General features: G+C 49.9%; 12 protein-coding genes. 11 read left to right on the top strand and 1 reads right to left on the bottom strand.

All coding sequences use genetic code 11. The annotated features are described in order from the left end of the window. Positions 1–171 precede the first annotated feature (171 nt). The 11 genes from NSQ46_RS27855 (at position 172) to NSQ46_RS27805 (ending at position 16,291) form a co-directional block, all read left to right on the top strand. Positions 172–1,035 (top strand): ABC transporter permease subunit, encoded by an 864-nt coding sequence (locus tag NSQ46_RS27855; protein WP_034273841.1) that lies wholly within the window; start codon positions 172–174, stop codon positions 1,033–1,035. A 22-nt stretch (positions 1,036–1,057) separates the two neighbouring features. Beyond that, positions 1,058–1,936 carry a carbohydrate ABC transporter permease gene (locus NSQ46_RS27850; protein ID WP_028406193.1) on the top strand — a complete coding sequence of 293 codons (879 nt, stop codon included), beginning with the start codon at positions 1,058–1,060 and terminating at the stop codon, positions 1,934–1,936. Between the two features lie 117 nt (positions 1,937–2,053). Then, complete coding sequence (locus tag NSQ46_RS27845) at positions 2,054–3,748, top strand: extracellular solute-binding protein (protein WP_028406192.1); 1,695 nt, start codon at positions 2,054–2,056, stop codon at positions 3,746–3,748. A 143-nt stretch (positions 3,749–3,891) separates the two neighbouring features. Next, on the top strand, positions 3,892–5,601 hold the full coding sequence (locus NSQ46_RS27840; protein WP_051425175.1) for a histidine kinase: 1,710 nt from the start codon (positions 3,892–3,894) through the stop codon (positions 5,599–5,601). Beyond that, the gene (locus tag NSQ46_RS27835) at positions 5,579–7,198 is read left to right on the top strand and encodes a response regulator (protein ID WP_028406191.1); all 1,620 of its coding nucleotides are present in this window, start codon (positions 5,579–5,581) and stop codon (positions 7,196–7,198) included. Before NSQ46_RS27840 ends, NSQ46_RS27835 begins: the two co-directional genes overlap by 23 nt. Positions 7,199–7,797: 599 nt before the next feature. Beyond that, positions 7,798–9,420, top strand: coding sequence for an extracellular solute-binding protein (locus NSQ46_RS27830; RefSeq protein ID WP_007130597.1), 1,623 nt, complete (start codon positions 7,798–7,800; stop codon positions 9,418–9,420). 83 nt (positions 9,421–9,503) lie between these two features. Then, the gene (locus tag NSQ46_RS27825) at positions 9,504–10,469 is read left to right on the top strand and encodes an ABC transporter permease subunit (RefSeq protein ID WP_007130596.1); all 966 of its coding nucleotides are present in this window, start codon (positions 9,504–9,506) and stop codon (positions 10,467–10,469) included. Beyond that, entirely contained in the window at positions 10,463–11,341 is an 879-nt protein-coding gene (locus tag NSQ46_RS27820) for a carbohydrate ABC transporter permease (RefSeq protein WP_007130595.1), read from the top strand. Before NSQ46_RS27825 ends, NSQ46_RS27820 begins: the two co-directional genes overlap by 7 nt. Positions 11,342–11,407: 66 nt before the next feature. Next, complete coding sequence (locus NSQ46_RS27815; protein WP_341341414.1) at positions 11,408–13,648, top strand: AraC family transcriptional regulator; 2,241 nt, start codon at positions 11,408–11,410, stop codon at positions 13,646–13,648. A gap of 27 nt (positions 13,649–13,675) precedes the next feature. Beyond that, a complete protein-coding gene (locus tag NSQ46_RS27810) occupies positions 13,676–14,674 on the top strand; it encodes a zinc-binding alcohol dehydrogenase (RefSeq protein WP_342575520.1) in 999 nt (332 codons plus the stop codon). 42 nt (positions 14,675–14,716) lie between these two features. Then, positions 14,717–16,291 carry an FAD-dependent oxidoreductase gene (locus tag NSQ46_RS27805; protein WP_251536082.1) on the top strand — a complete coding sequence of 525 codons (1,575 nt, stop codon included), beginning with the start codon at positions 14,717–14,719 and terminating at the stop codon, positions 16,289–16,291. 98 nt (positions 16,292–16,389) lie between these two features. Here NSQ46_RS27805 and NSQ46_RS27800 read toward each other — a convergent pair whose 3' ends face one another. Next, on the bottom strand, positions 16,390–16,755 hold the full coding sequence (locus NSQ46_RS27800; protein ID WP_028406183.1) for a hypothetical protein: 366 nt from the start codon (positions 16,753–16,755) through the stop codon (positions 16,390–16,392). Positions 16,756–16,950: the final 195 nt, after the last annotated feature.

The raw sequence follows: 16,950 nt of genomic DNA, 5'->3' as shown, positions 1-16,950 counted from the left end.
GGGACGGTAAGATAAATCTATAAGAAAGGTCAACCACGGTTGGTACAGAAGGGAAGCATGCGAATGAAACAAACGGAATCATCCAATAAGCAAAGCGAAAGCGGCAAGAGTATAACGCAGGCTGCTTCAAACCCAAAGGGGGCGAAGTGGAAAAAGACGATTGTACTCGATATGATGCTGGCGCCGGCGCTTATTCTGACGTTTATTTTTTCTTACATTCCAATGGCAGGTCTAGTCATGGCGTTTCAAAATTACAGGCCGGCGTTAGGGATGACGGGATCAGAGTGGATCGGGTTTGATCACTTTAAATTTTTGTTCAGCATCGATGAGAACGTTCAGGTCATCTGGAATACGGTCATTATCGCAGGGCTGAAGATGGTTGCGAATCTGATCGTTCCTTTCATTTTTGCCCTTCTTTTAAATGAGATCCGAAAGATGCTCTTTAAAAGAGTAGTCCAAACGATTGTTTATATGCCTCATTTTCTGTCTTGGGTGCTTGTCGGGGGAATCTTGATTGATCTGCTTGCACAGGATGGGGGCCTTGTGAACCAGACTTTAACCGGCGTTTTTGGCATAAAGCCGATCTTCTTTTTGGGAGACGGGGACTGGTTCCGTTTGGTCGTGGTAGTGAGTGATGTATGGAAAGAGTTCGGTTTCAACACCATTGTTTTTCTGGCAGCGCTGTCAGGCATCAACCCCTCGCTGTACGAGGCGGCAGAAGTGGACGGAGCGGGAAGGTGGCAGCAAACCTGGTCGATTACCATCCCATCCATGCTTCCGATTACGATCGTGGTCGGCACACTTGCGCTCGGCAATATTTTGAACGGGGGCTTTGATCAAATTTTTAATCTGTATAATGCTCTCGTCTATGATAAAGGCGATATTATTGATACCTTTGTTTATCGCTACGGAATTATCGGCGGTAAATTCAGTTTCTCTACGGCTGTGGGTCTGTTTAAGTCGGTTGTCAGCTTTGTCCTGATCGTTATCGCTTACCGGATGGCCTATAAACTGGCGAATTACCGAATCTTCTAGAAGAAAGGAGGTCTCAGGGCGCGTGTATCATAAATCGACATCTTACAAAGCTTTTACAGTGTTTAACTATGTGTTCATGATCGCAGTTTCGCTGGCTTGTATTATTCCCTTGGTTCATATTCTGGCCGTTTCATTCAGCGGCAAGGCGGCAGCGAGCGCGAATCTGGTCAAGCTGTGGCCGGTGGACTTCACTTGGGATGCTTATGTAAAGACCATAGCGAATGAAAATTTTATAAGATCCATTTGGGTTACACTCCAGCGTACGGTCCTGGGCACCGTGTTCGGTATGCTCATTGTGATCTTTGCGGCTTACCCTCTGTCCAAGGAGACCCGCAGCTTTAAACGAAGAAATATCTACATATGGTATTTCGTGTTCACCATGCTCTTTAGCGGCGGTTTAGTCCCCTTCTATATCTTGATTCGAAATCTGGAGATGCTGAATACGCTGTGGGTTCTGATTCTGCCTGGTGCGGTTTCGGTATGGAATATGATCCTGCTCCTTAATTTCTTTCGGGGGATTCCAAAGGAGATGGAAGAAGCATCGTTAATTGACGGGGCGGGACATTTAAGGACCCTTCTAAGTGTGTATCTACCGATTTCAACACCCGCCTTGGCTACGCTTTCCCTGTTTACCTTAGTCGGGCACTGGAACTCATGGTTTGACGGTCTGCTGTTCATGACAGATCACAAAAATTATCCCTTAGCTTCTTACTTGCAGACCGTTATTGTACAGCAAGATTTCAGCAAGGTGTCTGTCAGGCCGGAGGATCTCGAAAACATCTCTCAGAGAACGGTTAAAGCGGCCCAAATTTTCATCGGAATGGCCCCGATTCTGCTTGTCTATCCGTTTCTGCAGCGGTTTTTCGTAAAAGGCATCGTACTAGGGGCTGTAAAAGAATAGAGCGATTTTCTCCATAGCATTTCGATGGGAGGTGAGGGAAGGCTGGCAGCAAGAAGACCAGGTTCATAATAAACATCCTACGCATATCACTTTTAAAGATTATTGGGGGTTGAAAAAATGGCAATCACGATGAAAAAAACCATGATGGCCTTATTAAGTACCGTCATGTTATCCGGCGTATTAGCCGGCTGCTCCGGTACCAGCAAAAAAACAACAGAAGAAGCGGGTACGGGGGAGGAGAGCTTTTACTCGGCTCCTTTTGAAAACGGCAAATATACAGAACCGGTAACCTTGACCACCGTATTTCCGATCTCCAGCAACCTGAAGTTCAAAAACGGAGAAAACATCGAAGACAACGTCCATACCCGGTGGGCAAAGGAGACCCTTGGCATTGATATAAAATATTTATGGACAGTCAGCGAACAAAACAATGCCTATGAAACCAAGCTGCGTCTCATGCTGACGGCCGGCGAAGAAATGCCTGACATTGTGGCATTCCGGGGAAGTCCTGCCCTGATTGCCGATCTGATTGACAGCGGGCAATTTACAGATGCAGGTGAGTTGTTTGATAAATACGCTTCGGATACTTACAAAAAGGCGATGGCAGAGGATCCGAATGTCTGGAATCCTTTGATGAGAGACGGAAAAAGAATGGGTATCCCGATTTTGGAAAATGCCTACAATAATGATCCTGTGATGTATATCAGAGAAGACTGGCTTAAAAAGCTCAACTTGAAGGCACCGACAAACATTACTGAGCTCGAGGCCGTCATGGACGCTTTCACAAATCAAGATCCGGACGGAAACGGCAAGAACGATACGACAGGTCTTTCCGTTGGGTTTAAAAACAACCTGAACACCTGGATGTCGGATTCCGGATGGATATTCGGAATGTTTGGGGCCATGCCGAACCAGTGGAACAAAACAGAAGATAACCGGCTTGTTTACGGTTCTGTCCAGCCTGAAATGAAACCTGCCCTACTCAAAATGAAGGAGTGGATGGATAAGGGATACATCTCTGCCGAGTCCGGGTTGTATGATGAAAATAAGGCGACGGAAGCATTCACGGCAGGGAAGTCCGGGATTATCGTAGGTCCGTACTGGATGACAGGGTGGCCGCTTCCAGACTTGAAGGTAAACGTTCCGGATGCTGAGTACAAGCCATACCCTCTGCCAGCAGGTCCGGATGGCAAAATTGGACGTCACGGTACTGCGATCAGCAGCGGCGCGGTATTGATTAACAAGGATATGAAACATAAAGACGCTTTCTTCGTGTATCAGAATTACCTGTTTGATCACTGGGCTAATCCGGAGAGCACGGTCTTTACTGATGGATTTGCCAAAGGTTATGATTACGATATTGGTCCGAACGGAGAAGTGTATAGAGAGCAGCAGAGCGATAAAATACCTGGCGGATGGGTGGATGCCATTCGGTATACGCTGACCTTTGACGGTGCGATCATTCCAAATCTGATGATGAACTCCCTGGCCAAGCTTGCAGACGGGGCCGAGCCGGCTAACCAGTATGAGAAAATCCTATCGGAACGTATTGCTGAGCAGATTCAAGCAGCCAAAATTGTAATCGATCAGAAAGATGCGGTTATGCCGGAAATGTTCACGGGTGCGCCAACTCCTACACAATTGTCCCGCGGGGATATGTTGAGCAAATTGGAGAAAGAAGTCCTGAACAAAATTATTTACGGTAAAGCTTCCATTGACGAGTTTGATGCCTTTGTGGAAAAATGGAAATCTACGGGCGGGGATCAAATAACGGAAGAAGTTAACGCCTGGTATCAATCTGTCCAGAAATAAATAGGACACAGGTTGGACAAGGGCAGCCTTAAAGGCTGCCCTTTATTTGCACTATTCTTATTGGCTAGAACACCAATCCGGTCTTAATAAATGTAAGTTTACTGTCAAGATTGATACAGATCATGCTCCAGGAGGAACTGCCAATGATAACGCGACTGTCCATTTTTCAGAAACTTCTATTATTTCTTCTGCTCATGGTGGCGGTTATTGTTATCGCTTTCTGGTACATTTATAACTTGAATATCAAAGCTATACAGTCCGAAGTCAATAAGAACAAGATGAATGATATCCGTTTTATCACCTCCCAGCTTTCAAACCAGTTTGAGCAGGTGCTCATGAATACGATGACGCTTTCGCAAGACTCCACGGTCCGCAGCTTTCCTTTTGCTATAAAATCCGGCGATAAATATTCACGGTATGAGACGAAGCTAGCCATCATGGATAAACTGGCGTTGAACTCTGCCTCCACCTCATGGAATAATACCGTGATTCTTTACTATCTTAATGAAAAAGAAATGGTCTCATCCGCGAATTCCTTTTCGTTCACCACCTTCAAGCTTCCGGATGCAAAATATAACGAATGGACAATTCATATGGAGGATGATGAAACAGGCTATTACTCCTATATCATGCGGAGTCATCTCAGCGCGCTGTTGATCGAGGTTAGAATCTCTTTGGAAAATATAAAAAAGATGATGCAGCAGTACAATTCCGGAATTCCTTTGCTTTATGATGCCGGAAAAAATACGTTCATTCGCAGGGAGTTTGATCTCCACAAGGATTCATATCGGACGATAGCAGAAGAAATTACTGGCGAAAGCGGTTCTTTTGTATTAAAGGATCAGGGAACAGAGTATCTGGTTAACTACATGAAATCCGATATGCTCGATCTTTATTTTCTCGACTATCACCCTAAGAGCCAGTATACCAAACAAATCTTTCGCAATAACCAGTATTTTGTTTATGCGGTTCTAATCGTACTCATAGGGGCTCTCGGTTATACTCTGCTGCTGCGAAGACAAGTTCAAAAGCCTATTCATGTGCTTCGGAGAGCGATAAACCGCTTTGACCGGGGAGATTTGTCCAGCCGGGTCGCCACTCTGAATTCCAACGAGTTCTGGATGCTTGGCAATTCGTTCAACCGCATGGCCGAGAATACCCAAAGACTGATCGAGCAGGTCCTGTTAATTGAAATTGAAGTGAAGGAAGCCAAGCTTAAACAGTATCAAGCCCAAATTAATCCCCATTTTCTGTTTAATTGCTTGAATTACATTCAAAGCAAGGCAAGTGTCAAAGATTACGAATCCGTAACGGCAATGACACTTCACCTGGGTTCTTACTGCCGGTATATTCATAAAATTGAGCTGGTTGATTCTACCTTGCTGGAGGAGTTTACATTTGTAGAGCATTTTCTTTCCATCGTCCAGCTCCGTAAACGAGAGATTGCCTTTGACATACACATTCCGGAAAGCCTCTATGATGAACGGGTGCCAAGGATGATTCTTCAGCCTTTGGTCGAGAATTGCGTGAAGCATGGAATTGAGCCGGGAAATCGGCCAGGGATTGTCTCTATAACCGCTGTGCTTATGAAGGATGGGTTTCAAATCGTCATTTCGGATAACGGGGTAGGGATGACGGAAGAGAGAAGGCAGGCTATTCAACGACACATGGATGACGTGGTACCGCAGAATGGAGCTCTTGGAGCCGGCATCCGGAATGTGCACCAGCGGCTTCGTTTGTATTACGGAAAAAACTCCGGCATTATTATTGAATCAGCGCTTTCTAAGGGAACCTGTTACCGGATTCACATCCAGAAGGGAGACGTTGAACATGCTGCAGATCTTGCTGGTTGATGATGAACAATATGTGGTGGACGATCTGAAAGTCGCCTTCCCATGGACGGAGTTCGGAATCGGCCAAGTCCATAAGGCCTATTCCGGGCTTCAAGCCAAGCAGCTCCTGCAAGAACATCCAATTGATATCCTCATTACCGACATCGCCATGCCAGGCATGAGCGGACTGGAGCTGGTTGGCTACACCAGAGAAAGCCATCCCCAAACCAAATGTATTCTGCTTACGGGATTTTCTGATTTTGAATACGCGGTAGAAGCGCTTAAACATGGAGTGCTTGAATATTTGGTCAAACCGCTTGATCAAAACAAGCTGCGTTCTGCACTCGAGTCAACTATACAGAAGATTCAGGAAGACCTGCGTATGTCAGCCTCTTTAGATAACGCCAAGCTTGCCTTCAATGAGCATTTGCCCATGCTGAAAGACAAGCTGCTGTGTGAGCTTATTCAGGGTAAAAAATTTAAAGCGGGCGAGCTGGCGGAGAAAATGGCAATCTATCAGATCTCCATTCACGAGCAGGATCGGATATATTTGGTTTTGATACGTTTGGAAGAGCGTTTCACCAATTATGGACCAGACAGCCAAATGCTGTTCGAATATGCCGTTATTAATATTGCGGAAGAGATATTTGGGGACAGCTTTGAAGTTTGGCATTGCCGGGACCCCTATGAATATCTCGTGCTTATTCTTAAACACAAGGAAGACGAAGAGGAACCGGATCATGACAACGTGATGAAGCAGCTTAATTATAAGGCAGATCAACTTCATTACAATGTGAATGAATATTTGAAGGGGGGCATCTCGGTCGTAGTATCCTATTCCGGATTGTTCGCTCAAGATGTGCGGACAATGTACGAAGATGCCGTCTATGCGCTGAGGCAGCAGGTGGGTAACTGCCAAGGATATTTATTATCGGTGGCAGGAAAGCCTAAAGAAACCTCCGTACAGCCTTTAACCATTCTCTACGAGCCGCCATCACTTATTCATTTGCTGGAGACGGGGCAATGGACAGGTTATAAGGAACGGCTGAACCGAATCAAACAGGAGTGCGGGAGCCTGTCCGGTTATAATGAGGAATATTTTGAAGAAATCCGCAGCTTGCTGCTGGCCTCATTTCATTATATAGCTCATAAAAATCAAAAACTTTTATCTGATTTAGTGGGATATGAACGAATGCAAAGATCCTCCTTTCGCTCACTGGAGCAACTGATTCGATGGGGAGAAGACCTGGCGGACCTTCTAAAGGACAAGTTGGAGACGGATACGCGTTCAGCCCAGCAGAAAGTGGTTCATGAGATCCGTAACTATGTAGACCACAGTTATGCGGATGCCAGCCTTCAAGCAGCAGCCGACCATGTCTCGCTGCACCCGTCTTATGTGTCAAGGCTGTTCAAACAAGTGACAGGGAGCAGCATTAGTGAATATATTCATAAAGTGAAGATGGAACGGGCTTTAGTTCAATTAAAAGATTCGGAAGCCAAGGTTTATGAAATATCCGAACAGCTTGGTTATTCGAATTCCCAGTATTTCATCAAGGTATTTAAAGAACAATTCGGAATGACACCGCAGGAATATCGCGAAAAAGCAGCAGTCCGATAATTTCTTGCTTTAACAGTGGTCAAGCGGTGGCGAATTGCTATACTCCTGTTCATTTATACCGGGTTGATGTGCCAGATGCAGCTTCGGAACCAAACTCCGCCACCTCCGTTTCGGAGGAGAAAATGAACATCAAATGAACACGAAATGTGAGGGATTTCCGGAGGGAAATCCCTTTGTTTTTTGTTCTATTTCTACCGCTTTAGCATTTTCTACACAGCTAAAAAGCCTGCTATATCAAGGGATTAAGCGATTTTAACATCGGCTGCAGGGAAAAAGTCCAGCTGGCTGAAATACGATGGTTTACGAAAACCTGAAAGCGCTTTTATGATGAGGGCGGGTAGAAAATGCAATATGGACTTCAGCCCGAAGGCAGCTTTATGAAAAGTAAGAAATACATTCTTGAAAAGCTGCACAGGACGATAGGACTTGGGAGGGGATAACGCCCGCAGGAACATCTGATGAAATGTCATCATCTAAGCGCATCACGCGGCAGGGCATGATTGAGCGAGAATGAAGTAGGGAAACGACGGGGGTAGTATAACGAAGGCATCTTATGACTCAGTCAAATACGAAAATCCAGATTTAGGAGGAGCACATATATGAGAAAACCAAAACCATGGTTTCGTATGGCACTTGTATTAACCATTATCATGTCGATGCTCGCTGCATGCAGCGGCGGGGGCAAAGGGGCTGCGCCGGAGGCGGGAGGCGGCTCAGGCGAAACACCTGCTCCGGCCGCACCGGCCGATCCGAACCAATACGGAGATACGGGCGGGCTCACGCTGCCGCTGGTGGATAAACCGACAACCCTCACTTGGATGGTGGTGAGCGAGAAGACGAATCTCAATGACTCTTTGCTGGCCAAGGAAATCGAGAAGCGTACCGGGATTAAAATCAACTTCCAGGCGTATTCGGCGGCCACGTTCAACGACAAGCTGAAGGTAACGGTCGCTTCCGGCAAGCTGCCGGATATTTTCCACGGCCTGACGCCGTCGGAGCTGAAGAAGATCGGCAAGCAGAAGGCGGTTGTGGCGATTAACGAACACCTTGACATGCTGCCGAATTTCAAGCGGATGTATGTCGAAGAGAATCCTTGGGTCATTCCTTCCTATGGGGATGAATCCGGGAACATCTATACCTGGCCGGTGGCGAACATCAACCGTGACGTGAACCACGGCTTCCTGTACCGCAAGGATATTTTCGACGAGCTCGGCATTAAGGAATGGACGAATACCGAGGAGTTCTACCAAGCGCTTAAGAAGCTGAAAGAGGCTTATCCGGACTCCTATCCTTACGCTTCCAAGACGAAAGAGCATATTTTCCGCGACTGGGCATACGGCTGGGGCATGGGCGGCGCCAACTATCCGGTATATTACGACGAGGCGGCCAAGGTTTGGAAATATGCGACCGTGCAGCCGGAGCATAAGGAAATGCTCGACTTCATGAAGAAGCTGTACAACGAGGGTCTTCTCGATCCGGAATTTATGACCGATACCGACGATTCCTGGACCGCGAAGATGACGAGCGGTAATAAATCCTTCGTTACCTATGACTGGATCGGCCGCCTTGACCTGTTCTACAACCAAGTGAAGGACCAGAACCCGAACTATGATCTGCGTTACGGCAATCCGGTAGGCCCGACGGGCAATGGCAAGACGATCGAGAGCATTACGAACGGCTTCAGCATCGCGGTTGCGAACAATGATAATAAGGAAGCGGCCCTGAAGCTGCTGGACTACTTGACGAGCCCGTCCGGCGCAACGCTGGTAACGATGGGTGTAGAAGGCGAGACATTTAAAATCGAAGGCGATAAAGCCGTTTATCCTGAGCTGACGGACGTTCCATTGGTGGATATCAGCGTCCTGGAGGACCGCTATGGACTGTGGCTGCAAGGCTTGTACGTCAATGCCGACAAACGCAGCGTGTACTTCAACTATACGGAGAAAGAGCAGGAAGCCCAGGATAAGCTGCTGAACGGCAACAAATTCGAGCCGCTGGATCCGGTCCTGAACTTCACGGACGACGAAACGGCCACGATTGCGGAAATTCAGACGTCACTGAAAAAATTGGCGGATGAATTCAACGCGAAGTACATTCTGAACAAAGACTACGGCGACGCGCAGTGGCAGCAATGGCAAACGCAAGCCGAGAAGCAAGGCGCCAAGCAGCTGGTCGACATCTTCAATGCCGCTCAGAAGAGACTGGATGAAGCTACGAAGTAAGCAGCAACAGATATAAGGCTGATGGCGGCATCCGGGATTCGCACCCGGGTGCTGCTCATCTTCTTAAGGAGGGAAAGAACACCATGGCAAGTGCAGGGACAGAGATGAAGCCGGCCGCTCCCCGCGGGGGAATCGGCGGACGAATGGTTGCAGCCTTTCAGCATATGAAGCGGGACCGGCAGCTGTTAATTTTGTTTATTCCGTGTCTGTTGTTTTATATTATTTTCCGTTACGGGCCCCTGTACGGCTTGATTATTGCTTTCAAGGACTACAGCGTGTTCACCGGCATCATGGAAAGCGAATGGGTGGGACTTAAGCATTTCGAGAAATTTTTCAGCAGTCCGGACTTTTGGCTGCTCTTTAAGAACACGCTGCTTCTCGGCGTATACAATCTGATTTTCGGATTTCCGTTTCCGATCATTTTGGCGATTCTCTTAAATGAGGTTAGGGTCCGCTGGTTCAAGCGTTCGGTACAGACGCTCAGCTATCTCCCCTCCTTTCTGTCGGTGGTCATCATCAGCAGCATGATTATCGATTTCCTCTCGCCGAACCAAGGGATCATTAACCAGTTCATCGCGGCGTTAGGCTTTGAGAAAATCTATTTCCTAGGGGAACCCAGCTGGTTCCGAACCATTTACGTCTCCTCGGACATCTGGGCGACCGTAGGCTATGAGGCGATCATTTATATGGCAGCGATCGCGGGCATCAACCCTTCCTTGTATGAAGCGGCGAAGGTGGACGGGGCCAAGCGGCACCATATGATTTTTCGGATTACGATTCCCGCTATTCTTCCGACGATCATCATTATGTTTGTCCTGAAGACGGGTTCGATGCTTCGCATCGGTTACGAAAAGGTGCTCCTGCTCTACAGCCCGATGACATATGAGGTAGCCGACGTATTCTCTACTTACGTCTACCGGAAGGGACTCATGGAGAGCAATTACAGCTATGGCGCAGCCGTAGGCTTGTTTGAAGCCGTTGTCGCGATGATCCTGCTGTTATCCTCTAATTACTTCAGCAAGCGATTGGGAGGCAGCGGACTATGGTAAACAAACGATTCAGCCTTCGAAATATTTCATTGTTCGGCGTCGTAAACACGATCATTCTGACGTGTCTTGCTATCATTACCGTGTATCCCGTGATATATATTACAGCCGTTTCGCTCAGCGCGACGTCCGAGGTGGTGCAGGGGAATGTTACGCTGTTCCCGAAGGGCTTCAATCTGGACGCGTATGCCCAGGTGCTTAATGACGACCGGGTGCCGCGCGCGTACCTGAATACGATCATGTACACGGCGCTCGGGACGGCCATCAACTTGCTCTTAACGGCCGTAGCGGCCTACCCGCTGGCACGCAAAAATTTCTTCGGACGCAAGTTCTTTTTGCTGGCCATCATCATCACCATGTTCTTGAACCCGGGCATTATTCCGAACTATCTGATCGTCTCGGAGCTGGGGCTGCTGAACAGCGTGTGGGCCTTGGTGCTGCCGAATGCGATCTGGACCTTCGAGCTGCTGATTCTGAAGAGCTTCTATGAGAATATGTCGGAATCGCTGCGCGAGGCGGCTGTCGTCGACGGCGCATCCGAGTACCGGATCCTGTTCCAGATCGTGATCCCGCTCTCGAAGCCGGCGCTCGCTTCCATCGGTTTATTCTACTTCATGGGTCACTGGAACAGCTTCTTCATCCCGATGATCTACTTGAACGATTCGGTGCTGTACCCGCTGCAGGTGGTGCTGCGCGATATGCTGATCTTCAGCGAGAACGGCAGCAATCCGAGCCTGGTCGACGCGGCGGCGCTGGCCCCGCAGGCGATGAAGAACGCAACGATCGTATTGTCGATGATTCCGGTGCTGCTGATCTATCCGTTTGCGCAGAAGTATTTTGCCAAGGGGGTTATGCTCGGCTCTGAAAAAGGCTGATCGTGAAGGGACCCGGGCCATGTGTGTTGAATATGAAGGGATGACATCAAGAGAGGTGAATCCATAATGAATCGACTGATCGCCAACAGAGGATTGCTTCAGATTTTCTTCGCTCTGCAACTGGTCATCGGCATCATGTTCATATTCAATTACATCGTGTACAAAAATTCCATCAGCGGAATTTATGACAAGGTGAGCGATAACAATCGCATGGTGATCAAAAACGTCATTCAATCGTTTGATACCAGCTTCTCCTCCATCAACAACCTGATCTTCAACATTCATGCGCTTCCTTCGGACCGGATTCAGGCGGACAGCGGAGGGCTTGACATGGAGAAGGTCATAACCCTGCAGGACAATCTGACGAGCATTGTGTCCAATGTTGATATCGTGGAGGACGTGATCATCTCGTTCGATGATCATGATCTTGCCATTACGACCCGGGGAACGAGCAACCTGGATGCCCTCTTTGACAGACGCTACACATCCCAGCGCTACAATTCGATGTTCTGGAAGAATCTTACCCGTTCCGAGCACGAATTTACGGTATTTCCGGCCGAGGTTTACATGGATCAGAGCACCGGGTACGGGCGAAATCTGATGATCGCGGTGGATAGCAACAAGGTCCGGTTATCGAACAAGAACCTCATGATTCTGATCAACGTGAACAAGCTGCTGAAAGGCATCGACCTGAACTCGATGATCCCCGGCGCTTCGCTCATCGTGCTGGATGCGAACCGTAACGTCATTCTGAGCACGGAGAAGGACCTGGATTTGGTGGATATCTTGAACGATGTGTATTTTAACCCGTCCCAGGAAGCTTCCCTGACGCATGGCAATTACGAGTACAATTTCTACAAGTCCGAGTATAACGGATATATCTATATCAACAAGCTGCCTTACAAGTTTCAAAATATCGATTCCGTCACCGATGCCAATCAGTGGATTATGTACGGGGCGATTGTGCTGGCGGTGCTGATGTCGCTGCTGCTCAGCGTCTACCTGTACCGGCCTGTCAAAAATATCGTCAAGCTGCTTGGCGGCAGCACGCTGAAAGGGAACGATTTCGTAAAAATTCAAAGCGGCATTATCAAGGTCCAGCGGGAGAACGAATCGCTGAAGAAGCAAATGGACCTTGTCGACGAAGAAATACGAAGGGGCGTATTCCTGCAAACCCTTGACGGTCAGAATCATTCGCGGGAGCAGGAAATTCAGATGCAGAAGCAGTACACGCATTTTTTCCAGAGCAGGCATTTCGTGATGGCGGCCATCTATTTGCAGCCGGAAGACAAGCCGGACTCGGAGGGCGGATTCGTGCTGGAGGAATTGACGGCAGCGATTCGAAGCGATCTGACGGCGCGCTACGAGCATGCGGTTGTGTATCATATCGAGCATTTGCAGTTTCTGGCGCTGATCGGCCTTGACCAGCCTTCGGAACGGAAGAAGCTGGTGCAGCGGTTCGAGGAATTCCTCGGGGCAGCGAAGCAAGGGTATCTGCAGGCATTCGGGGTATGGGGTTGCGTCAGCCGAGCTTACGAGTCCAAGATCAGCAACTGCCGCGCAGCCTATGAAAATATTAAGGAAGGGCTGCTGTACCGGCATGTGAACGAGGGGACTGTCATAGTGGACACGGAACGCATCCGGTACGTCCCCGAGCTGTATTTCCCGCTTCAGGAGATCGAGAAGCTGAGCAACTGCATGTTGAGCGGCAAGGTGGATGAAGGGCTGCGGATCGTCAATGAGATCATTCAGGAGAACGTCTCGCTGCAAATTCATCATCATCAGATGGTCCATATTGCCAAGAGCATGTTTTTCTTTGTCCTGAAGCAGGCGGAATCCTCTTCCGCGGACCGCAGCGAGCTGTTCCAGCTGGAGAGCGCCTTTATCCGCAAGGTCGATCATGCGTTTACGTACAAGGAAATTCAGGAGGCGCTGGTTGAAGTGATTCGCGTGGTCGCGAATATGCGCAATCACGATCCGCGCAGCAAGCTGAATCCGGCATTCATCTCTCAATATATCGAGCTTCATTATATGGAGAACCTGTACCTGGACCATATGGCGGAGGTGCTGGATACAAGCTCCAAATATTTCTCGAATTATTTCAAGAAGACATTCGGCGTCAATTACGTGGAGTATTTGAACAAGGTCCGGCTGGCCCATGCCCGGGAATATCTGCGCAACACGGAGCTCAGCATCGCTGAAATCGGCGAGAAGACGGGCTATTCGAACTCGTCCACGTTCACAACGACATTCAAAAAGTACTGCGGCGTCTCCCCGAGCGAGTACCGTAAGGCCTCGGGGAAATAGGAGCCGCAAGGAAGCAGGAGGCATCATATGAAGGCGGTGGCTACGATTCAAGGCAATGTGATCATTGCCGATCTCGAGGAGCCGGTTGAAGTGCCGGCAGGGCATGTTCGAATACGCACCGAATATTCGGCCGTGAGCCCGGGAACCGAAATGACGTTTATCAAAAGAGCTTCCGATCAGCCTGTGGTGATGGGTTACAGTGCAGTCGGGATAGTTGAAGCGATCGGGGAGCGCGTCAGCGGCCTGTCTGTCGGCCAGCGCGTCGCCTGTTACGGGGCGCCTTATGTACGCCATGCCGAGGTGCTGACCGTTCCTTCGAATTTGACGGCAGCGGTGCCGGATGAGGTCGATCCCAAGGAAGCGGCATTCGCGGGTCTCGGAGCGATCGCGATTCATGCGCTGCGGGTGGCCGACTTACGCTTCGGCGAATCTGCCGTTGTCGTGGGCCTTGGTATTCTCGGCCAGCTGATTGCCCAGATTGCGCATGCGGCCGCTTTCCCTGTCGCCGGATTCGACTTGAATTCGGAGCGGGTGAAGGAGATGCGGGCGTATATCCCGCATGCCGCCGATAGCCGTGAGCAGCTGGAGGAGAGCATCCGGCGCTTGACGGGCGGGCATGGCATGGACAGCGTTATTTTGTGCGCAAGCGGCCCCGGAGAGGAGCTGATCAACGCCTCGATGGATTGGATCCGGGACAAGGGGAAAATCGTCATTGTCGGCGATTTGACGACCGTTTATTCCAGGGGAAAGATGTTCGCCAAGGAGGCGCAGGTTCTCATCTCGCGGGCAGGCGGTCCGGGGCGCTACGATGCGAACTACGAGCTCGAGAACCATGATTATCCGATCGGCTTCGTACGCTGGACGGAAGGGCGCAATGTCGCCGAATATATCCGTCTGCTTGCGGAAGGAAGAATATCCGTAAGACCGCTTATTTCCCACGTCGTTCCCGTAGAGCAAGCGGCCGGCGCATATGAGCGGTACGGGCCCGGCTCCACCACGCTCGGAACGATTTTTAAATACAGCTAGTCCTGGCGGATAAATAACATTATCGATACGAGGTGAACAGACGTGGGTCAACATAGAGAGGCGGACATTATCATCCTCGGCGGGGGGCTGGGCGGATGTGCCGCAGCATTGGCGGCGGCCCGCAGCGGGAAACGCGTCATCATGACGGAGGCCGAAGAATGGCTAGGCGGGCAGATTACCAGTCAGGGCGTGCCGCCGGATGAGCATCCTTGGATTGAACAGTTCGGATGTACGGCGAGCTATCGTGAATTTCGCAGCCGGGTTCGGCAGTATTATCAGTCATGGTTTCCGTTAAAGCCGGAAGCCAGAGCGGCCGAGCACTTCAACCCCGGCAGCGCGCTGGTGAGCGCGATCGCTCATGAACCCCGGGCAGCCCTGGCCGTTCTGCGGGATATGCTGGCTCCGTACGTCCACAGCGGTAGGCTCGTTATCCTTACGGAGCACGTCCTAACCCGAGCAGAGAGCGACGGTGACCGGGTCACGGCCGTTTCGCTGCGGAACGCAAAATCCGGCAATGAGGTTACCCTTACCGGCGCGTTGTTTCTGGATGCGACCGAAGAGGGGGATCTGCTGCCGCTTGCGGGAATCGAGTACGTCACCGGCGCGGAATCCATGGAGGATACCGGGGAGCCCCATGCTATGTCCGGTTCGCCGGACCCGATGGATATGCAGGCGTTCACGTGGTGCTTCGCGGTTGACTACCTTGAAGGTGAAGATCATACGATTCCGAAGCCGGATAGGTATGACTTTTGGAAAGCGTATCAAGCCGATTTCTGGCCCGATCGCATGCTCAGCTGGAGCGGGCTCGTCCCGCATACGCTGGAGCCTGTCACCTACAGCCTGTTTCCGGACGGCAAGTCATTCTCGCTGTGGAAATACAGGCAGATTCTGGACCGGGAGCATTTCGCCGCAGGCGCTTTCGATAGCAGCGTGACGATCGTGAATTGGCCGCAGAACGATTATTGGCTGGGACCGATCATTGATGTAAGCCCGGAGGAGCGGGAGAAGCATTTGAAAGAGGCCCGGAGCCTAAGCTTGTCGCTTCTCTATTGGATGCAGACGGAGGCTCCTCGTCCGGACGGAGGAGCCGGTTATCCGGGGCTTAGACTCCGTCCCGATGTGCTCGGCACAGAGGACGGTCTGGCAAAGGCGCCGTACATTCGCGAGTCGCGCCGAATCCGGGCTGAATTTACGGTAAAGGAGCAGCATGTCGCCAGCGATTGCCGGCCTGATGGAAAGGCAGCGGAGTTCTTCGATTCCGTCGGCGTCGGCTGCTACCGGATCGATTTGCATCCAAGCACGGGACAGCGCACCTATATCGACATTTCGAGTCTCCCCTTCCAAATTCCGATGGGAAGCCTGATTCCGGTTCGGGTGAGCAATGTGCTGGCCGCATGCAAAAATATCGGCACGACACATATTACGAACGGCTGTTACCGCCTTCATCCGGTCGAGTGGAACATCGGAGAGTCGGCGGGGTATTTAGCGGCTTATTGCGTGGAGCATGGTTTGAAGCCCTCCGAGGTCCGCAGTAATCCCGAGCGGCTGGAGGCGTTCCAGCACCTGCTGGTGCGGCAGGGGATCGAGCTGTCGTGGCCATCCATTCACGCGGTTTAAACCAGAGCGGTGCAGGTATAATAGGGCGGTGCAGGTATGATCCTGCACCGCCCATTTTAGGTTACATCTATAGACCGGGCGAACGCGGTCCGTTTGCCTTAATTTTTGAATAAATAAGACAAAAAGTAATGCAGAACGGCAACCACAGATCCCGCCAGTACCAGGATAATGATCGTCGAGATCGGCATCAGATTCATCGTGATGACATAGAAGAGGGCGACGTTGGCAGGATAGATCAGAATGTAGAGCACGCGCCTGAACGCACGATGCCCCTTTAAAACCAGGATGGCAGCCTGAAGGATCATGGACAGAAACAGGATAAAGAATGAAGGCGTGAAGAAAATGGCCGTTGCAACATCATTGAACAGAACCATTTCGTCATCCGGCGAATAGTTCGGCCAATACGTGACTACCCCGTACAAGGACAGCAGCACGGAAACAACCAGCCATATGTAATAAGGCATATACCCACCACCTTTATCTTAAGGATGTTCACCTTCGGATACTCCCCGTAATTCCCCTTCGCTATTAACAAACGCTTGGAGCAGGGGGTTAGTTCGATGCTTTCTATCTTTTTTTTGAAAAACTGAAGGGAAAACGAGACTATAGACTTACATAATTAACCATTTTAGATTATACTTGGATTACATCAAGATTCT

It is taken from the genome of Paenibacillus sp. FSL M8-0142 (genome assembly GCF_038597315.1).
In the GTDB taxonomy this organism is placed as follows: domain Bacteria; phylum Bacillota; class Bacilli; order Paenibacillales; family Paenibacillaceae; genus Paenibacillus_AQ; species Paenibacillus_AQ lactis.
This window is presented reverse-complemented; position numbering and strand designations above follow the sequence as displayed.